The 18,243-nt window shown below is 46.8% G+C and carries 16 protein-coding genes, 1 tRNA gene and 1 other RNA gene; 10 read left to right on the top strand and 8 right to left on the bottom strand.

Going from position 1 to position 18,243, the window contains the following annotated elements; all coding sequences use genetic code 11:
• Positions 1-55: 55 nt before the first annotated feature.
• On the top strand, positions 56-454 hold the full coding sequence (locus tag Q1A54_RS16980; protein WP_196119761.1) for a DUF983 domain-containing protein: 399 nt from the start codon (positions 56-58) through the stop codon (positions 452-454).
• Positions 455-468: 14 nt separating this feature from the next.
• On the opposite strand, the gene Q1A54_RS16985 is transcribed toward Q1A54_RS16980, so the two are convergent.
• The 3 genes from Q1A54_RS16985 to Q1A54_RS16995 form a co-directional block, all read right to left on the bottom strand.
• Entirely contained in the window at positions 469-1,350 is an 882-nt protein-coding gene (locus Q1A54_RS16985) for a DUF3078 domain-containing protein (RefSeq protein ID WP_299990545.1), read from the bottom strand.
• Positions 1,351-1,516: 166 nt separating this feature from the next.
• Entirely contained in the window at positions 1,517-2,215 is a 699-nt protein-coding gene (locus Q1A54_RS16990) for a protein-L-isoaspartate(D-aspartate) O-methyltransferase (RefSeq protein WP_299990547.1), read from the bottom strand.
• 139 nt (positions 2,216-2,354) lie between these two features.
• Positions 2,355-5,195 carry a T9SS type A sorting domain-containing protein gene (locus Q1A54_RS16995; RefSeq protein ID WP_299990549.1) on the bottom strand — a complete coding sequence of 947 codons (2,841 nt, stop codon included), beginning with the start codon at positions 5,193-5,195 and terminating at the stop codon, positions 2,355-2,357.
• Positions 5,196-6,422: 1,227 nt separating this feature from the next.
• On the opposite strand from Q1A54_RS16995, the gene Q1A54_RS17000 reads away from it, so the two are divergent.
• The 6 genes from Q1A54_RS17000 to Q1A54_RS17025 all read left to right on the top strand — a co-directional run bounded on the left by Q1A54_RS17000 (position 6,423) and on the right by Q1A54_RS17025 (position 11,970).
• Positions 6,423-7,634: a serine hydrolase domain-containing protein gene (locus tag Q1A54_RS17000; RefSeq protein WP_299990551.1), complete on the top strand. Its 1,212-nt coding sequence runs from the start codon at positions 6,423-6,425 to the stop codon at positions 7,632-7,634.
• Positions 7,635-7,653: 19 nt separating this feature from the next.
• A complete protein-coding gene (locus Q1A54_RS17005) occupies positions 7,654-8,043 on the top strand; it encodes a DUF2255 family protein (protein WP_299990553.1) in 390 nt (129 codons plus the stop codon).
• A 202-nt stretch (positions 8,044-8,245) separates the two neighbouring features.
• Entirely contained in the window at positions 8,246-8,857 is a 612-nt protein-coding gene (locus Q1A54_RS17010) for a MarC family protein (RefSeq protein WP_196119753.1), read from the top strand.
• A gap of 61 nt (positions 8,858-8,918) precedes the next feature.
• The gene (locus tag Q1A54_RS17015) at positions 8,919-9,593 is read left to right on the top strand and encodes a site-2 protease family protein (RefSeq protein ID WP_299990555.1); all 675 of its coding nucleotides are present in this window, start codon (positions 8,919-8,921) and stop codon (positions 9,591-9,593) included.
• A 203-nt stretch (positions 9,594-9,796) separates the two neighbouring features.
• The gene (locus Q1A54_RS17020) at positions 9,797-9,958 is read left to right on the top strand and encodes a hypothetical protein (RefSeq protein WP_299990557.1); all 162 of its coding nucleotides are present in this window, start codon (positions 9,797-9,799) and stop codon (positions 9,956-9,958) included.
• Between the two features lie 167 nt (positions 9,959-10,125).
• Positions 10,126-11,970, top strand: a complete 1,845-nt coding sequence (locus tag Q1A54_RS17025; RefSeq protein ID WP_299990559.1) for a PLP-dependent transferase — start codon at positions 10,126-10,128, stop codon at positions 11,968-11,970.
• A gap of 126 nt (positions 11,971-12,096) precedes the next feature.
• On the opposite strand, the gene Q1A54_RS17030 is transcribed toward Q1A54_RS17025, so the two are convergent.
• A tRNA-Glu gene (locus Q1A54_RS17030) sits at positions 12,097-12,168 on the bottom strand.
• Positions 12,169-12,365: 197 nt separating this feature from the next.
• Here Q1A54_RS17030 and Q1A54_RS17035 point away from each other — a divergent pair.
• The 3 genes from Q1A54_RS17035 (at position 12,366) to Q1A54_RS17045 (ending at position 13,884) form a co-directional block, all read left to right on the top strand.
• Positions 12,366-12,641 (top strand): hypothetical protein, encoded by a 276-nt coding sequence (locus tag Q1A54_RS17035; RefSeq protein WP_299990561.1) that lies wholly within the window; start codon positions 12,366-12,368, stop codon positions 12,639-12,641.
• A 75-nt stretch (positions 12,642-12,716) separates the two neighbouring features.
• Positions 12,717-13,025: a hypothetical protein gene (locus tag Q1A54_RS17040; protein ID WP_007654587.1), complete on the top strand. Its 309-nt coding sequence runs from the start codon at positions 12,717-12,719 to the stop codon at positions 13,023-13,025.
• Between the two features lie 148 nt (positions 13,026-13,173).
• On the top strand, positions 13,174-13,884 hold the full coding sequence (locus tag Q1A54_RS17045; protein WP_299990564.1) for an SIMPL domain-containing protein: 711 nt from the start codon (positions 13,174-13,176) through the stop codon (positions 13,882-13,884).
• 94 nt (positions 13,885-13,978) lie between these two features.
• On the opposite strand, the gene Q1A54_RS17050 is transcribed toward Q1A54_RS17045, so the two are convergent.
• The 4 genes from Q1A54_RS17050 to Q1A54_RS17065 form a co-directional block, all read right to left on the bottom strand.
• Positions 13,979-14,971, bottom strand: coding sequence for a hypothetical protein (locus Q1A54_RS17050; RefSeq protein ID WP_299990565.1), 993 nt, complete (start codon positions 14,969-14,971; stop codon positions 13,979-13,981).
• 671 nt (positions 14,972-15,642) lie between these two features.
• Positions 15,643-16,037: RNase P RNA component class A (gene rnpB, locus Q1A54_RS17055), an RNA gene on the bottom strand.
• A 187-nt stretch (positions 16,038-16,224) separates the two neighbouring features.
• Entirely contained in the window at positions 16,225-17,184 is a 960-nt protein-coding gene (locus Q1A54_RS17060) for a Smr/MutS family protein (protein ID WP_299990566.1), read from the bottom strand.
• 152 nt (positions 17,185-17,336) lie between these two features.
• Positions 17,337-18,206, bottom strand: a complete 870-nt coding sequence (locus Q1A54_RS17065) for a DUF2279 domain-containing protein (RefSeq protein WP_299990568.1) — start codon at positions 18,204-18,206, stop codon at positions 17,337-17,339.
• Positions 18,207-18,243: the final 37 nt, after the last annotated feature.

Consider the following 18,243-nt stretch of genomic DNA (forward strand, 5'->3'; position numbering starts at 1 on the left):
TTCTTAAAAAACGTACCTTTGAGAAGTATGTCCTAACATCAGAGAAAGACACAGCATGAGCAACAGAAACTCCGTATTATACAGTATCATTTTCAACAGATGCCCGCGTTGCCGTGAAGGCAAAATGTTCAAGAGTGGACTCTATACCACCAGGTTTTCTGATATGCACACCAACTGTCCCTGCTGTGGGCAGGAGTTTGAGCCGGAGCCCGGCTTTTATTATGGCGCTATGTATGTGAGTTTCGCATTCAATGTGGCCATCTTCATTGTGTGTCTCTTCATCCTTTCCCAATTCGTAGAGGAGATCACGATGGCCATGATGATCGGGGTGGTGGCAGCTGTGGTGGTTGGCTTGTTGCCGGTGATCTTCAGATGGTCTCGCTCACTCTACATTCACATTTTTGTACGCTACGAAGGCCCCTGTAGTGAAATCCCCAACAAGCTGCATCGTTAGTAACGCTGAACATACTAGCGCACAGTAAAACCCTGCATGGTATAGAGTATACCCAAACCGAGTGACTGGTTATACTGCACGTCGCTGTCTTGGTCGTAGTCGTAGATGAAGTTGGCCATCAGGTTGACGTTGATGTAGCGGTTTACCTTAGCCGTGAGTGTGGAGTTGAGCATGTGGTCAATGCGCTTCCCGGACAGCTCCTTGTAATTGATGTAGGACATGTAATTCAGCCGGAGGTTGACATTGGTGAAGATGTCGCGGTTATAAGTGGCCTGCACCATGGCCGCCAACCACTCCGTGCGTACACTTTTGCCCTCCGGCACGCCGTATCGCTCATTAGCTGCCACGGCATCATCTGCCAGAAAAGTAAAGCGGGGTGCAAAGGGGCTCAGGCGAAGTGAAAAATAAGGGTTCGGTTTATATTCAGCCCCCAGCGCAAACGTCAGGAAGCCCGGCGACAGGAAGTTTGAAATCAGCCGGTCGTTGCCGTCGGCATCTACGTCATATTCATAGCCCCTGGTGAATTGCGACAGGAAGTTAGCCGACACAAAAGTGTTCCAGTCCGAAGAAATAGCATAGCCATACTTGGAGTCCAGGAAGATGCGGTCGATACTCTTGCGCTGTTCCTCACCCTTGTTTTTAAGCAAACCGTACTGCATTTGCACGGCGTTGTCCCAGGAGGTTTTACCCAGCTTATAATCGGCGCGTGCATCCAGGTGCGAATTGAAAGCAATTGAGCTTATGCCACCCGCTTTCCAGTTGTCGCTGAAGGCGGCCTGGTTCAGGTTGATGCCCGCCGAAAAAGTTCTGCGCCAGGTGGTGTCAGGTTCTACCTGTGCCGAAGCTGTAGTTACCGTTAAAAGGATGGTCAGGAAGGAGAGTAGAATTTTCTGCATGTGTAAGCTTTGTATGGATAAAGGGTTATGATTAGCAAGGCAAGTATGAAATTATAGCTATGCTTACTTGTTGATATATAGCGCTTACGCAATTCTGCAGGTATGGGTATATTTTTTCAGATGCCGCTGCCTCATCTCTTTCTCAATAATTCGGGATGAAAGGTGATTACCGCTGTCCATCTCTTGTGAAAGGCACAAATACGACAGGCATCAGGTTGCGGGTCACAGCTTTGCCCTTTTTCTTTTCGATCAGCTTGAGGGTTTGGGTACTATACACAGGACCGACAGGTATAACCATGCGGCCGCCTTCTTTGAGTTGCTCAAACAGGGGAGGGGGAACAGACTCGGCACCGGCCGTCACGACAATAGCGTCGAAAGGCGCATGCTCCGTCCAGCCAGCATAACCATCGCCTATTTTGACCTCCACGTTACCATAACCCAGTTGTTTTAGTCGTGCAGTCGCCGCCCGCCCATGCTCCGGTACAATTTCAATGGTGTATACCCGCTTGACGATTTCAGCCAGCACAGCAGCCTGATAGCCAGAGCCGGTGCCGATTTCCAGCACTTTCATATCTGGTTTAGGTCTGATCACCTGTGTCATGTAAGCCACCATGTAAGGCTGCGAAATAGTTTGCTTGAGCCCTATGGGCAATGCGCCGTCAGAGTAGGCTTCGGCAGCGATGGAAGGAGGTACAAAGAGGTGCCGTTGCACGGAGCGCATAGCATTCAGCACGGCTTTGTCACTTATTCCGCGTCGTTTGATCTGCTGCTCGACCATTCGCTCTCGCTGCGCTTTATAAGCGTCTTCCTGTAGGGGAGCTAACAGCAGTATTATGAAAATGATAATATTAATCGGAGATCCCATCACACCTCTAACCGTCTCATCAAACCTCTTCTTTTATATACTAATGATATAAGAAGAAGTTGACTCAAGCTATTTTATTAAAAAGCCCCGACTCCAGCGGAGACGGGGCTTTTTAAAAGAAATGTGACAGAGTTACGACTTATCGCTTCAACACCAGCTTAAATGTATGCGAGCCTTTCTCACTCACAAGTCTGGCTAAGTACATACCTTCTTTCAGTTCGTGGCCAAGCACTTCTACTGTGGTTAACTCACCTGCTCTGGCGGTACCTGTTTGTAGCTGCTTAATCAGCATGCCCTGCGTGTCATAAAGGCTGATAGTGTAGTTATCAGTTTCACGCATGATGAACTCAATTTTAGACCGCTCACTGAAAGAAGTAGGGTAGGCCTTGGCATGTGTAATGTTCGTGACTTCTGTATTACAAGGAGTGTTGGTAGCTGTCTCCCTGTGGAACTTGATGTTGTCGATAGCTGCCGATCCAGCAAAATCACCTGACCCGTCTCTGCCATCCAGCACCACTTTCATTTTCATAACACCTCTGGTATTCCCCAGGTTGACAAGTTGCTTGCTGTTCATACCAAGCGGCTTCAGGTATACCTTGTTCAGTTCCTTGCCATCCGCGTCATAGAGGTATACCCATGACATATCCTCAAAATTATCCACGCCCACTACTCTAAAGGATTCCATAGTTACAGGCCCCACGGCTGAGAAGTCAAGTATGATTTCGCCGCCCCACTGGGTCGCATCAGGGTAATCATTCTGGTATTGATTAATGATCAGCACTTGTCCCCAGTCTACGGTGTAGAGGTTGGTGTCGTCGCCGGTCGGGTCTTGGGAGTCAAAAATGGCAGCGTAGTTCTCAGGTGCAAATGTGCCGTCTGGGTTACGTTTTCTGCCCGTTATCGCCACTGGTCCGGCCTCGGTGTTAATGCTTGAAATCAGGCCCCTCGGCTGGCTATCAAAGTCGATGGTATGCTGCGTGATTTCCACACCAGTTGAGGCAGGGGTCACCACAACGCTGGTAGAGCCGGAGCAGTCACTATCCTTGTCGGAAACGCTAAGGGTATAGGTCCCCGCTACTTTCACTATAGGGTTTTGCTCCATAGATGTAAAACCATTCGGGCCGGTCCAGGTATATCTTGCGTTTTCAGCGGAGGATGAGCCCGTCAGTTGTAGGGTGCCGGTTGCGCAATCCAACTGGCCGCCGATAGCGCTTACTGTAAGTGCCTCTTCGCGGATAACTTTTACCTCACTTTCAATTTTGCAGCCACTTTTTACATTGGTAACTACCATGGTGTAAATGCCTGGGGTGTTCACGACCGGGTTAAACGTACGCTCGCCCGATACGATGTTGCCTCCGTGGCTTGCCAACCATATCACAGCACCATCACCAGACCCCTCGAGTGTAACAGTACTATTTTGGCAAGTCAGTTTTTTGTCAGGTCCGGCGCTGCCCGTAGGGTATACAGGTGGGTTAATAGTATAACTGCTCGTTGCGGTTAGATTTCCGATTGTCTCAGTTACTACTAAAGTATAATCTCCTGGTTCGGTTACTGTAACAGTTTTGCTATCAGCAGTGTATCCATTTGGTCCGCTCCACTGGTAGGTAATTCCCTCTTGTATGGGTTCTTCATTGAGATAAGCGAAACCAATCATTGTTACAGAATTAGAGCCAGCACAATCAAGCTCTGGAACATTTGTAAAGCCAATTTCGGCAGTTAATATATTTTCCTCCTCACGGGTAACTACTGCAGAATCTTCGAATTTGCATAATCCTCCAGTATCAGTGATTATCAATGTGTAAGTTCCCGGTGCATTCACCACTGGTCTGAGTGTTCGTTCGCCTGAGACAATGTTACCACCATCGCTTGCGACCCATTGTAGGGAGGAGCCACTACTAACTGAACCTTCCAGGGTGACAGTGCTATTCTGGCTGGTCAGTACTTTGTCGGGACCAGCACTACCCTTTGGATTATCATAGGTGCCAACTCTAAATGGCTCGGATGTAGTAGAAAGGTTTCGGATGGTGTCTGTTACCGTAAGAGTATAATTACCAGGCACTTTAACAGCAATCTCCTTATCGTTTGAGCTAAACCCATCAGGGCCGGCCCATTGGTACGATAAGTTTCCTGATGCAGGTTGGTCATTTAATCGAACGTGGCCAGTCATATTGATGGCGTATGAACGAGAACAATCAAGCATAGAACCATTTGAAGATGTAATAAAAGCCACAAGCGGAATTTCCCCCTCGCGGGTAACTATTACATCTTCTCTGAATGTGCACTTGCTTATACGGTCCATAATTGACATTCGATAAGTACCAGGAGTAGCGACGACTGGGTTGAATGTCCAGTGACCCGAAACAATTTCGCCTCCATCAATGGCATCCCATCTTACTTCATACAAACCACTTACCACTGACCCTTCTACTAAGGACCCTTCGAGTGTAACAGTAGGGTTTTCGGCCGTCAGCACTTTGTCGGGGCCTGCACTTCCTTCAGGAGAAGGCATTCGAGAAACGGTCAGTGTCGCGGTTGCTGTTGCTCCAGTGGCAATGTGTGTAGCCACAACCGTATGTTCCCCAGGTTCATTAACGGATACTGCCTGTAGTTGTGGATAGTAGCTATTAGGGCCAGTCCAACTATACATAATCCCTTCTGTTATTTCCTCTCCATTCAGTGTAACGTAGGCATTTAATGTAATAGCATTGCGATCACAATCAAGTTGTTTTGCAGAGCCATAATCGATACGTGCAGCTAATGTATTTTCTTCTTCACGGGTAACTTTCACCGTGTATTCTGTCGAGCATCCTCTTCCATCCTGAAGCTTTAAGGTATAGGTGCCCGGGGCATCCACAATCGGGTTAAGTGTTCTGTAACCTGAAACAAAATTGCCCCCGTCGCTGGCTAGCCATATGGGTTGCCCCGAGTTATTTACAACCGACCCCTCTAACGTAACGGTAGGGTTGTCACGCGTCAGCACTTTATCAGGTCCAGCACTTCCCTCAGGTCTGGGTCTTTGCGAAATTCTATGAGTCGCAGTTGCCGTTAAACCAGTAGCCAGGTGTGTTACCTCAACTGTATAATCACCGGGCTCTGAAACGGTTGCCGCACGTTCTTCTGAAGAATAATCATTAGGGCCAGACCATGTATAAATGACGCCCTCTGTGACCTCATCGCCATTCAGGTAAACATGCGTGTATGCTTGAATAGGTGTGCCATAGCAATCAATTTGTAACACACTTCCAAGGCCGATATATACAGTTAAAACATCTTCTGCTTTGGTAACATTATTTTTTGAATTCGCCTGAAGACTAGTAAGTGGATACAGAAACAAGCATAAGAGGCTAAAAGCAAATAGCTGCCACAGCCGGGAGGAGCCGTAGCAGACTTGGTTCGTAAGAATTGAGTAAGCGTAATTTTTTTTCATAGTAGTAATGTGTAAGTAATTGTTAATCTTTTTTTATAATAAAGTATAGGCAAGGCGGTGCCAGGCAGGGCTTTGGTAAGTCCTGCTCAAATGGCGGAAGTATGTGCCTTGTTTTGGTTTGCCTAATTAGAAATCAGCTGCCTAAATTGGATTCGGGAAATGCAGGTGGAAACTGATTGACTGGAGAAGTAAATTTCTTTTCATAGTTGGATTGAGGTGTAAAATCTAAAAATATTATTTAACCTATATATCGATTCTGCTACAGGGTATAAAAACCTTGAGAACAATGCTATTATGGATGTCTTTTGGATTCCATAACTACCTGTACGGTATTGCATTAATTTTATTTACATGAATTTTGATATTTCTTAATATTTGGTAAAAAATGAGTATAAGTATCATATTACTTAGTGTAAGTGTGATTTATTTGGGTTAGTTTATTGGGGGTATTGCACTGTTTGTAGGTTGAATACAGATAGGTAAATAGCTGATAGCTATCGATATGAAGTAGCAGAATAGATGTAAAACTCTGGAGTAAGCTTAATTTCGGTGCAATTATGAAAAGCAATAGCATTTAACTTATGCGGGAACAGGCCAACTCACAGAACTGTCAGGCCATATGGGATTCATTTTCAATACTAGCGGAGTAGAGCAAATTGTGTACGTTAAATAGTGAGGTTTTAATAGCCTGATTTTTAAGTTTTATGGAATTTCCTTTCCGATTAATCAGAAACTTCCTTTATATTTAAAGCTCATTTCCCTTGTTGGTATATTTCAGGTATGGCTTTTAGTAACATTCAGTCGCTTTTAATTCGGAGCGTAGCGGCGTGCGCTTTATTTCTATCTTTTAGTGCCTGCTCCGGCTTTCAGAACGAAGAGCTGATCGTAGAGGAGGACTGTGAATTACACGTAGAGGTACCTGAAACCTTTACTCCCACCACTGCGACCAAACTTGGTAAAGAGGTCGATTCCCTTTTCACGCATTTGCACAAGCGCAAGGGCTTTAACGGGACAGTGCTCGTGACTAAGTATGACCAGATCATTTACCGCGGCGCTTTCGGGTACGCTGATTTCAAGACGAAAGACACCCTTAGCACTCAGACGGTTTTTCAGCTAGCTTCCGTTTCGAAGCAGTTTACGGCCATGGCCGTAATGATGCTGAAAGAGCAGGGTAAGCTTAATTACGATGACAGCCTGCAGGTATACATCCCCGATTTTCCTTACAAAGGCATAACAGTGCGTCAGCTACTCACGCACCGTTCCGGCTTGCCTAACTATACCTATTTCAGCGAAGAATTCTGGCCAGACCGTAAAGTGGACCTGAGCAATGATGATGTGCTGAGCATGATGGCTGTGCACAAACCCAACATTTATTACCAGCCTGACCGTACCTTCAGCTACAGTAACACAGGCTATGCGTTGCTGGCTTCCGTGGTAGAAAAGGCTTCCGGACAGCCTTTTGCAGAGTTCATGCGGGAGCATATTTTTGAGCCGCTTAAAATGCATGACACCTATACCTTCAACCACGAACTGGTCACCCAAACCGGCCGTGTGGCAACAGGGCACATCGGTGGTCGTCGCAAGCGCCTGCCCGACTACCAGGACACCGTTTTGGGTGATAAAGGAATGTACTCAACCGTAGAAGACCTTTACAAATGGGACCAGGCGCTATACACCCAAAAACTGGTGAAGCGCGAAACGCTGGAGGAGGCCTTTATGCCAACCGGAAAGGTCAACAAGCGGGCAGAGTCCTACGGCTTCGGCTTTCGTCTGAAGCAGGTGGAGAGTGGCGACACTGTAATTTACCATGGCGGCTTGTGGCATGGTTTCAACACTTATTTCCTGCGCAACCCAAAAGACCACAGTTCCATCATTGTGCTCAGCAACCTGACCAATGGCAGCTTGAACTACATGAAGGATGTGCGCAATTTTATGTACCCGGCCCAATCCAAAAATACAAGGAAACAGGCGCGGGTAGCCAGTGCACGCTAAATTTCATCAGATACAGATCATGAAGCAACAACCCTTCCCGACTGATTTTATAGCCTACCTGGCCTCCTCTACACTCGTAGGGGTTAAAGGCGGCGTAGAACGCGAGACTTTTCTAAACATATGGATGGTCGAAGTAGCAGGAAGGGTCTTTGCCCGAAGCTGGATCAAAAGTAACAGAAGCTGGTTCACTGCTTTTTTGGAAGAAGGCGTCGGACAGATTCAATACGGCCAACATGTGCTGAACGTAAGAGGAGAGCAGGTAAGAGACACTAACCTGAACCTGCAGGTAGACGAAGCCTACAAAGCGAAGTACACACAAGAGCACAACCTGCCGTATGTGGCTGGTATCACGCAGCCCGAGTACCACAACTATACCATGGAATTCATTTTTGAAAATCAGTCGATTTAACAGATACTGGCTTCTCTCCCGAATAATATTTTCTGAACAAACAACCAGGTCTTAGGTATTGGTTGTCAACTATAAGTGGGTTGATGACTCACCTGATCCCGATGAAAGCATGTGAAGCTATGTTAAAGCTTTACATGCTTTTTTTATATCTACCTGTGCTGTGCTGCGTAGTTAAAGGCACCCTCAACCAGTCCTGATATTTATGATTACAGCAATCGTTAGTTTTTTGGTAATGCTTAACCCTTTTGCGCTTTTCCTATACTTAAAGCCCATCATGAAAGACCTGTCTGATGAAGATTTCCGATCTGTCTTTATCAAAGCCAGCAGTATTTCCTTTGGCATTTACCTTGTCTTTCTGCTGTTGGGTGACCTGGTGTTTCAGAAAGTGTTCCGCATCAATTTTGAGTCATTCCGGATATTCGGCGGCGTTGTGCTGTTCTCCTTTGCCTATATGTTTATCGTGCAGGGCAAGAAAGCCTTCATCCAGATAAAAGGCGATCTTCACGATCTGGCCTCAGAAATAGCTCTGCCCTTCATGGTAGGCGCCGGTACCATATCGCTTACCGTACTGATGTCAGAGCAGCTGGTGCTGTGGCAAGGGGTGCTTTCGCTAGTCAGTATCATGCTGATCAACTTTGGCATTATCATGGGGCTGAAGTATATACGCCGGAGTATGCACTCCAAAAAAGTGCAGGTAGCTTTTGACAAGAACATGGAGTTGTTGCTGCGTATCAATGGCTTTTTCCTGGGTGCCATCGGTATCGACATGATTGTGTCAGGTATAAGGAACCTGGTTACACCTGAGGTCATGTAATGGCAATCTTATTTGCTTTTCTGGCAGCAACCAGCTTTCTGTAAAACGTATACTTGAAGCTATGTTTGAAATTAATGACCTCCCTAAGTTTTTTCTGGCTTTCTTTCTTGTGTTACCAATAATTTCTCTTGTGCACGAGGCTGGGCATGTATTCTTCGCCTGGCTAATGGGAGGGAAGAACATAAAAGTTTCTATAGGCGCTGGTAAAGTGCTTTTTAGGATAGGTATAGTGGAAGTTCGTAAGTACTATTTTTGGTATGGTCTCTGCACTTTTGAAAACCTGAAGCGAAACGAACGGTTTGCCAACATCCTCATATTTTCGGGAGGAGCATTATTTAATACACTTGCAGCGCTCGTGGTAGTTTACCTCATCGAAAACAAGACACTGGAGCCAGGTATACTCACTTACCAATTCACGTACTTCTCGCTTTATTATGTATTCTTTGCCCTGCTGCCCATGCCTTACCCGGATGGCAACGAGAGCGACGGTAAAGTGATACTTGACCTGATTCGGAACAAGGCGCATTTTAAAACATACCGGGTGGAATGGAATCAGGAAAAAAAGCAGTGGTGCGTGCTGGATCATGACAGGGAGCTTGTACAGGCATTTGAAGGCGAAGAGCAGGCCTTGGAGAAGGCACATGAAGTAGCGCAGCAGAATAGGCCTAGCCGACTGAAAATCTTAAAAAGCGGCAAGGAAACAGAAGTGCAAAACTATCCGAAAATACCCTTGTAATAAATGGGTTGATAGTAATCGTTTCAGGTATACCTGGGTGCTGCTGTGGTAGCCCATAGGGATGAATTGTCGGACTCTATCCATATGGATTTAGCGGCTGTGCGTAAATATTTGAAGGAAGCTCAGCTATGCAATAAGATTATTATGGAAATTGGGGCTTAGTAAGATTCGAAAATCAGATACTGTAAAAAATAAATCAGGTTATGAGTACCAGAGCAAGAGACCAACAGAAGAAGCAGCGCCAAAAAGAGTTTCTGGAAAGAAAAAAACATCAGGAGTCTCTTAAAGCTGCGGCGAAAAAAGCTAAACGCAGTGCATCTAAAAATGACGATGAAATTGATCGGCTACCTGCATCCAAAGACTAAGCTTGTCCCTTTCTTTTACAGAAGGTTATGCGGTAGCCTCCTTTGGTGTTGAAGACCTCTAATAAACAACAGTAGTAGTTTAGCATCTTCTCAATCAGTTTAAAACTAGGCAGGAAGTTATATTTTCTACTACTTTGTATTTTATAGCTTATCTCAAGATAAAAATTATGAAAGGAAATAAAGTGCTTCATTATATACAAGGTGTATTAGAAAATATGCCAACCGATTGGTTGAAGCTTACTACCCACCGACTGGATATTTACAATGAACAATTAGCCAAAACCCAATTCTTAGAGCAGTTTGAAAAACTGTACAAGGACAGCGATTCTGAAACAGCAGCGCTTAGTGAATTGCCCACTGCATTCGATTACATTCGATTGGGACATCCCTTATCTTCTATATTGGAATGGAGTATTGCCAAGATGCATAATCTGAAACCGGAGAATGTTATCAGCTTTTCTTCCAGAACGGTTCCTGTTTTAGCAGTTCTCAGAAAAAACTTACTGGATCATAAGAATACGCAGGTCCTTTATACCGGCGAGTTGCCGGATGCATTCGATGCTGAAGTACTGAAGCAAGTTTATGGTTATAAATTTGACTTAAAGCAGGTTGAGAATATAGAAGAGGTTTCTGAGTTTGATGGTAGTACCATTTTCATTTCGCAGGAAGATGAGATTGGGAAAGTGGACCTCAACCCGACGATTGACTTCTTTGTCCAGGTTCACTCTCAGTTTGGAAGTATCTTGTTGGTGAACGGGGAACAAAATGAGCGCTATATCTCTGAAATTCAGCATGTGCGAAGAAGAGAAACCATTGCCATGACGCCGGCTAATAGTTTTGCTGCCCTGCAGCAGCTTACAGGAAAACCTTCTTCTGATCATAAGCAGCGTGATGTTGCCAAGAACAAAGCCCGTGTAGTAGAGTCAATCAGAAAGATTAACGGTACTAATACAAAAGCGCTCGCTGCTTCATCCGGCCTGTCTATGCAGTATGCCATCATGATGGGGCTGGTACACGAGGCCCTGGAAAGACATAAAGGCAAGGGTATCCGATTTATTGTTCCCCCCAATTGCTATGGTGGAACAAACGACCAGGCAAGACGAGTAGCTGCTTGTTTGGATAATGTTGAAGTGGTGGACTTACTTGTTGATGGGGAGCACGATATGGTTCAAAGTATTGATACCGTGCTGGACAGGATTGCCAGCCAGGATGCTGTCCCATACATCATCGCTGAGATTCCAACAAACCCGAGGGTCGAGGTTCCGGATCTTCAAAAACTAAGAGATGTTCTAAGTAAAGAGCGCAAGACTGCAGCCGGTGAAGTTGCGATCGATCCGGTCTTTATCCTGGATCAGACATTTTGCCCGAATGTGCAGTTCGCAAGTGAAGAGGGTATACTCTCCACGGTCAGGACAATCTCCTATGTGAGCGGATCGAAATTTCCGAGTGGCGGGAAAGTTACTGCCGGCTACTGTGTAGCAAACACAAAGGCCGAAGCTTTGCTCGAAAAGATAGAAAAGCACCTGATACTCTGTGACAACGAGGCTACTGATCTTCAGATGGAGATACTGGCAGAGCAGCTGCCTTCCATGAATCAACGAATTGCAGATGCTTATAAGAACACTCGTGACTATGTAAACTTTATCAAAGAGGTTTTGCCAGCGGCTAAAATCAATTTCGTTTCCGAAGAACTGGCGCAGGAAGGATTTACGCCATCCGTGTTTTCACTGGATCTTCCTACGAAGGGGGATACCGATGCAGAAAGAGAAGCCTATAAAAGGGAGTTGAATTTAAAACTGATCAATTTAATGATCGAAGAAATTCCCCACGAAAGTAAATACTGCGTGAGCTACGGGCAACTGAAAGGATGTTATTGGACTATACCTGCAACATCTACTCAAGGGACAACGAAAGAAGACGATAAGGACTATATTGCCCGTGTAGCATTATCTCCTGACATGGACCTTGAACTGCATAAAAAGGTATTTTTAGATTTCGTGGAGCAGATTTAAGCTTTCTGTAACGCACCATTGCAACCTGTCGCAGTGGTGCGTTACTTTTTATGGGAAACACATCCTGAAGAGTAACCTAAGAACATAAAAAAAGCCGGTTCAGGTATACCTGAACCGGCTTTTTAGTAGTCCGTAGGGGAATCGAACCCCTGTTGCCAGAATGAAAATCTGGAGTCCTAACCCCTAGACGAACGGACCGTTCTACTGTATTGCGGGTGCAAATATACAAGCTGATTTTTAGTATGCAAAATTATTTTTCGAAAAAGTGGAAGTTCTGCACCGTTCCCGCTTTTGATGCCCTGGCAGGTGATTCCTGCAGATAACGAGCGGTAACTTTTGTAAACTTCGTCTTATCTTGTGCCGTTATACTTTCATCCATAAAAGAGATAAATACTATGTCGAAAAGAGCACTATATACCGGCGTAACGCCTGAGGCTTACAATGAACTGAAAAGCAAACTTCAGACCTATGGCATGAACTTACAGGGCAACAGCGGACGCATAAACGAGAAGGGTGTCAATGCCAACTTCAACTATAATCCTGAGGCAAAGTCGCTTGAGATTAGTGACCTGTCAGTAGGATTTCCGGCCAGTATGATGATCAGCGCCGACAGTCTGATGCAGCGCATGAGCGAGATGATCACCAAGTACGGTGGTCGTGCAGAGGGGTAGGTTATATCCTGTCGCGCATAATGCCGTATAAGAAAATCACTTGAACTTAATACCTAAACGAAACCGAGTATAACTATGGAAAACGATAACAAGAGCAACCAGAATGCCGGTAATGGCGGACAAAGCCAGGGCAAGAAGGAACAAAGTGCTCTCAAACTTCTACAGCCACATGATATGTCCAAAACAGTGGAGTCAGCTATGCATGTGTTCCAGGGCAAACACGATAAACTGCCTGAGCTATTGCACGATGTTGGAAAACTGGTGTTGCAAGGTGCCCGCCGCATGAGCACGACACAGCTTATCCTAACGGCTGGTGCTGTGACACTGGGCGCTGTGCTGGTCGCCAAATATGTAGCTGACCAGGATTTTGATTTAGAGGCTTAGTAAGCAACTCATGCTAATAGAAACCCTTCGCTTAAATCGTGAAGGGTTTTTTTGTGCAAATCCATTTCTGGTACGGCCTTTGTAATTGGTTCTATATAGCAAGTAGCTATATTTACCAGAGTGTTTCTAACCTTTTTTATTCAATACTATGAAAAAAGTATCTTTTATCGCCCTTGTGTTTTTGCTGGCAGCTATGTTTCCGGCAATGGCCCAGCAACAGATCATGCCTCCGCTTATCAGTGTGAACGGAATAGGGGAGGTGAAACTTGAACCAAATGAAGTCGTGATAAGCCTGGGAGTGGAAACACGCGAGAAGACCCTGGATCAGGCCCGGAAGCAAACCGATAAGCAAGCCGCTGCCATTATTGCCTACCTGCGCAAGCAGGGCGTGGATGCCAAAGATATCCAGACTTCTTTTGTGAACCTGCAGCCTATCTATTCAGGTAACGAATTTGGGAAAGCACAGCCCGAATTTTACATGGCCCAGAAAACCATGACCATTGTTATCAGAAAAATCAACAGGTTTGACGAACTGCTTACAGGTTTGTACGACAATGGGGTGAACCGCATCGATAACATCTATTTCAGAGTTTCAGACATTGAGAAGCACCGTGCTGAAGCCCGCAAGAAAGCGGTGGCCGACGCCAAACAAAAAGCCAATGCCCTGACAGCTGAACTAGGTGCTAAAGTGGGTAAGGTGTACTCCATCAACGAACATTCTTCTAACGGCTCTCCGCGGATAGGCTATGCGAAAATGTCGATGGATATGGAAATGGCACAAAGTGGCGGTCCGTCCATAGCAGGAGGGGAAGTGACGGTGACTTCTAATGTTAACGTGAGTTTTGTGATAGAGCAGTAGACTTTAATAGGTAACTAAACAAAGAAGAGCTCCCTGGTACAGACCAGGGAGCTCTTCTTTGTTTGGAGCAGGTATAAAGCGAAACGGATTCAGCTTATTTCTGAAAATGCTCCATTGGTTTAAGGTTTTGCTGATCATCCAGCAGAAAACTTAGTGGTTTGCCAGGTTCAGCGAGTATCTCATTTTCGCGGATGTCCCAAGGTTTGAGCATTTCCTCTAACATATGGGCATAAGCGGTCAACTCCCAGGGGTTGAAAATCTCGTTCGTCACATCATCGATAATGGTGTCAAGGGTGATATGCGTATCCTCCGGCTTGAGTGGTCGCTCAAAGTATTCGGGCACTACATTAAAGATATAAGCCGCATAGAATACACGTGCTTTAAACTCAGCCACCTGTACCGGATGCAGCTGTTGGCCCTGTGTCAGGCGGTAAAGTTTGCCAAGGGCTCTGCCAATGATGCCATTGTCGAGGAGCGTGCACACAAGCACGACCGGTCCCAGCTTGATGCTAAAGGCCATGGTCGTCAGCTCGTCCTGGTATTCAAAAGGCAGCTCATCTTCCGTAGGGCTCACTTCCAGCATAAACAGGGAGCAGGGTAGAAAATCGGAAAACTCCATTGGCACCCGCATAGACTGCAGCACCTTGAAGAATTCGCGGAATTTGCCCAGCATTTTTGGGTTCTCACTCACCGGGTTCTGCGGCATGATCAGCGGGTCCGCCTCCTTGATCAGCTCCGTGATCAGCGTACCATAATACATCTTACCAATCCACTGGAATAGTTTTTTTGGCTCCAGCGCCTGCAGTCCGTCCAAACCTGTTTCTGTGGCTTTGGCTATTTCTTCCTCAAGCGGAATAACATGATGGGTATGGCAGTGGTCGCAGCAGGGGATGGTGAGATCACCGTATGTGCTGACGCTCTTGTCGAGCATGAGCAGCTCTTTATCGCGCAGGTTATACCTGTCCTGCAGCCAGGTAGCAAATACTGGGGTTCGGTTCTCAGGTTCGGTATGTGCCCCGCACAAAAAGCAGTGCTTCTCGCTAAACTGCATGTTCGGGAACGGGTCGTATAATTTCAACTCAGTCATAATCGCGTCATTTGAGGGTGCAAAGATACGAAGAAGAGCTTGTCTGAATCAGGATTTACAGGATTTATGGATTTACAGGATTTTCGTGCACGATTGTCGTCCGGCTGCCCCCTTTGCAGGGTAAAGCCGTTAAGCTCCAGCAAATTCTCCCCTTGAGGACAAGCGAGACGCGTGTCGAAACTTTCGAGCGAAGCTCTCAGAAGGGGGAAGGGCTGCGGATGAATTGTAAATAAGTTCGCTACTGGCAACTTAGCACCGAATTTACACCCCTATAATCCCCTCAAGGGGATAATTTCAGACAGAACTTAACGGCCTTACCTTCGAGGGGGACTAAAGTAACTGCCAGTTCGAAGGTATAAGTATCATAGTTTCAGTATAAAGACCACACATTTCGCTGACACGCATTGAAAAACTAACTCGCACGGTAGCTATGAAACAAGTAGCAGCGCCAGGTGCGCAAAATGACTACCCACTGTTCGAGCGTTCAGCGAGTTTGGGGAGTCTTGATTTTTTTGCTTACTTTTTTCATCAAGGAAAAAAGTAAGGCCCGCCCGGCCAGGGCAAAATCTGCCCGCCCGGCTAGGGCATGCAATGAAACATCAAACTTGCTATACCTGCAACCTACTGTACGCTAGAAAAAAGAAGAAATGATCTAAGAAAGGAAAGAAAAGTTTAACAGCAAGCCTATAAGCCGGGTTCTGTCATCAGGCCGAAGCCCAACGTCTTATCATTTATCTAGGCCTGCACTCGCGCACAGGCTCCATCGACCTACCCACTGACATCGGACGAGCAGCCCTTAGCCCCGCCGAAGCGAGACGCTGTCAGCCTATTTGGTCTTTCAACTCCTAAGGTTTACCCAGCCGGACTGGTCACCCAGCCGCTGGTGCGCTCTTACCGCACCTTTTCACCCTTACCGCGGCCGAAGCCGAGGCGGTAATTTTCTGTGGCACTGGCTGTAGCCTTCCCGTCTCCCGGAAGGCCCCTTCCCGTTAGGAAGTAGGATGCTCTATGTTGCCCGGACTTTCCTCTCCTCCCTTGCGGGAGCAGCGATAAGACGGCTTGCTGTTAAGCTTTCTATACCTGCAAAGGTATGATTAATTGTTGATGGTTAAATTGTTAAATTGTTGAAATGAGCTTATCGTTCCAATCACGCTGATTCATTTTGTGGCAGAGCAATCTCTCTGAACTTAAATCGAGGGAAGCAAAATGCGTGTTGAAAAATACCAACACTTTAACCATCAGCAATTTAACAATCACCTAAGTCTCACTAACGTTGCGCCATACCCGAACTTCTCTTTTTTGGCGTCTTCGAAGAAGCGGATGCCCGGGGTGCGACTCAGTATCTTTTGAATCTCCTTGCGGAGCACGCCGTTGCCTGAGCCGTGAATAAACACAATCTCGTGCATGTTGGCGGCCATGGCGCGGTCCAGTGCATCCTGAAAACGATCCAGTTGTAGCCTCAGCATGGCGCTGTTGCTCATACCAGTATGGTCTTCCACCAGTTTTTCGATGTGCAGATCTACTTCGTGCTCGGGTGCCTGTACCTTCACGTTTTCCTGTGCAGCAGGCTTCTCTGAGAGTTGCTCTTTTATCTTGTCAGTGTCTACGGCAACAGGTTTGCTGTCAAGCTGGAAGAGGTAGGCCTCTTTGTTGAGTACCGGAGCGGTCTTTTTGCTCTTGTAGAAAGAGTTGGCACGGAACTGCACCTTCTTCGTAACTGGCTCAAACAAGCTCGGACTGCCATTGCGATGCTGCAAAAACTGCACGATCAGTGTCGGCCACTTTTCGAAGTCTTTCATGTGGTAGTGACTCACTACACGGCTGGCTTTCGGGGCCAACTTGTCGTTCTGCAAACCGCGGTACTGATTATTGCGCTCTTCGCCACTTGCGAAGAGCACATCGTAGTCTGTGTTATTTACTACTGTGGCAGCCAACAGTTCATCTGACTGGTGCACCATGGCCAGGTAAATCCCTTTTTCGGCCAACACGGGGGCCGGCGGTTCCTTGCGGGTAGCCGGCTTTGCGTAGGGCTCAGGCTCGGTATTGCGGAAAGCCTTGGCTTCTTCCGGCGCAATCAACACAATCTCACGACGTGACACAGGTATAGTGAAGTCGTTGTCGATGGCGACCTCTACAATGTTATTATCCAGTATGCGGGTGATGATGCCTTCCTCTCGTCCTGACATCAGGCGCACGCGATCTCCTACGTTCATATTTTCGTTGCTCGTTATCGTTAGTGGTTGTTCATTAGTCACAAGCATAAAGCCTGTGCTGAGGTATAGCGTTGTTTGCTATACCTTATTATACAAGTACAAATTGACTTTACACAAAGATACGATTTGTGCGGCGGAATAATCGTGCCGATTTAGAAGTATACCGGATGGAAGCGCAGCCCGTCTGTGCGGTTGTACTCCAGGGCGGGAGCAGGAATTTTGATGATGCTGAGCACGTATAGCGTGGTGTTGAGCACTTTGCTGCGGCCTTTGAAGTGCATCAGGTTGAGGTCAGGGCTGAGGTAGAACTGGCGGCGGGCATTGAAACCGCGTGCCTTGTTCAGCTCCGGATCATTGTATACCATACCTTGTGCACCATAGCCAACCGCTATGCTCAGCCACTTGGGGTACCTGCTCTCTTCTTTCAGAAAGCTGCCTACATTGACGGAAAGCCAGTAGGTCTGCCCATTGTAGTCTTTCAGAACCTGCTCCGGCAGGGTACTACCCAGCACATTGGGACGCTCTTCGGCGTACCGGGTGGTCTGGAAAGAAAACTTTGGCATGATGCGCACCTCTCGCCAGGCTAGCTCCTGAGCCACCACCGCAGCCGAACCTACCGTGTTGGCAATCGCATCGCCCACTGAGGCGCCGTAGTCAGACTGAAAACCGTCGAAGATCTCAATAGGCGTTTGTAGGATGATACCGGTCAAACCGCCGTACAAAATCGCTTTTTTATCGGGTACTCCAGCCCAGCGCAGCAGGTCTATACCTGCACGGCTCTGGTGAAAGGCACCCCAGAAATGACCGGCTTTGTCCATCTGCTTCCATTGGCGGTTGTCATTGAAAAAGTGGAAACTTGTGCGCTCCTGATCGCTATACCAAGCCTTGTTCAGTGAAACCAGCATGGCCGTGTAACCGACCGTAAAGCCACTGCCGAGTAGCAGCAGACGTCCTTTGTCTGGCGCTGCGTTGGTGCTGTCAGGTATAGCAGCCATGCCCTGCATGGGTTGGAGCAGAAGCATACATGAAAGCCAGAGAAGGAGCAGGTTTCGCGACATT

This window comes from uncultured Pontibacter sp., from assembly GCF_947502515.1.
Lineage (GTDB): Bacteria > Bacteroidota > Bacteroidia > Cytophagales > Hymenobacteraceae > Pontibacter.

Excerpts from the sequence above, each read along its gene's own strand:
- Q1A54_RS16980 (WP_196119761.1), top strand. The coding sequence starts at position 56 with ATGAGCAACAGAAACTCCGTATTATACAGTATCATTTTCAACAGATGC.
- Q1A54_RS16985 (WP_299990545.1), bottom strand. The coding sequence starts at position 1,350 with ATGCAGAAAATTCTACTCTCCTTCCTGACCATCCTTTTAACGGTAACT.
- Q1A54_RS16990 (WP_299990547.1), bottom strand. The coding sequence starts at position 2,215 with ATGGGATCTCCGATTAATATTATCATTTTCATAATACTGCTGTTAGCT.
- Q1A54_RS17000 (WP_299990551.1), top strand. The coding sequence starts at position 6,423 with ATGGCTTTTAGTAACATTCAGTCGCTTTTAATTCGGAGCGTAGCGGCG.
- Q1A54_RS17005 (WP_299990553.1), top strand. The coding sequence starts at position 7,654 with ATGAAGCAACAACCCTTCCCGACTGATTTTATAGCCTACCTGGCCTCC.
- Q1A54_RS17010 (WP_196119753.1), top strand. The coding sequence starts at position 8,246 with ATGATTACAGCAATCGTTAGTTTTTTGGTAATGCTTAACCCTTTTGCG.
- Q1A54_RS17015 (WP_299990555.1), top strand. The coding sequence starts at position 8,919 with ATGTTTGAAATTAATGACCTCCCTAAGTTTTTTCTGGCTTTCTTTCTT.
- Q1A54_RS17020 (WP_299990557.1), top strand. The coding sequence starts at position 9,797 with ATGAGTACCAGAGCAAGAGACCAACAGAAGAAGCAGCGCCAAAAAGAG.
- Q1A54_RS17025 (WP_299990559.1), top strand. The coding sequence starts at position 10,126 with ATGAAAGGAAATAAAGTGCTTCATTATATACAAGGTGTATTAGAAAAT.
- Q1A54_RS17035 (WP_299990561.1), top strand. The coding sequence starts at position 12,366 with ATGTCGAAAAGAGCACTATATACCGGCGTAACGCCTGAGGCTTACAAT.
- Q1A54_RS17040 (WP_007654587.1), top strand. The coding sequence starts at position 12,717 with ATGGAAAACGATAACAAGAGCAACCAGAATGCCGGTAATGGCGGACAA.
- Q1A54_RS17045 (WP_299990564.1), top strand. The coding sequence starts at position 13,174 with ATGAAAAAAGTATCTTTTATCGCCCTTGTGTTTTTGCTGGCAGCTATG.
- Q1A54_RS17050 (WP_299990565.1), bottom strand. The coding sequence starts at position 14,971 with ATGACTGAGTTGAAATTATACGACCCGTTCCCGAACATGCAGTTTAGC.
- Q1A54_RS17060 (WP_299990566.1), bottom strand. The coding sequence starts at position 17,184 with ATGAACGTAGGAGATCGCGTGCGCCTGATGTCAGGACGAGAGGAAGGC.
- Q1A54_RS17065 (WP_299990568.1), bottom strand. The coding sequence starts at position 18,206 with ATGCTTCTGCTCCAACCCATGCAGGGCATGGCTGCTATACCTGACAGC.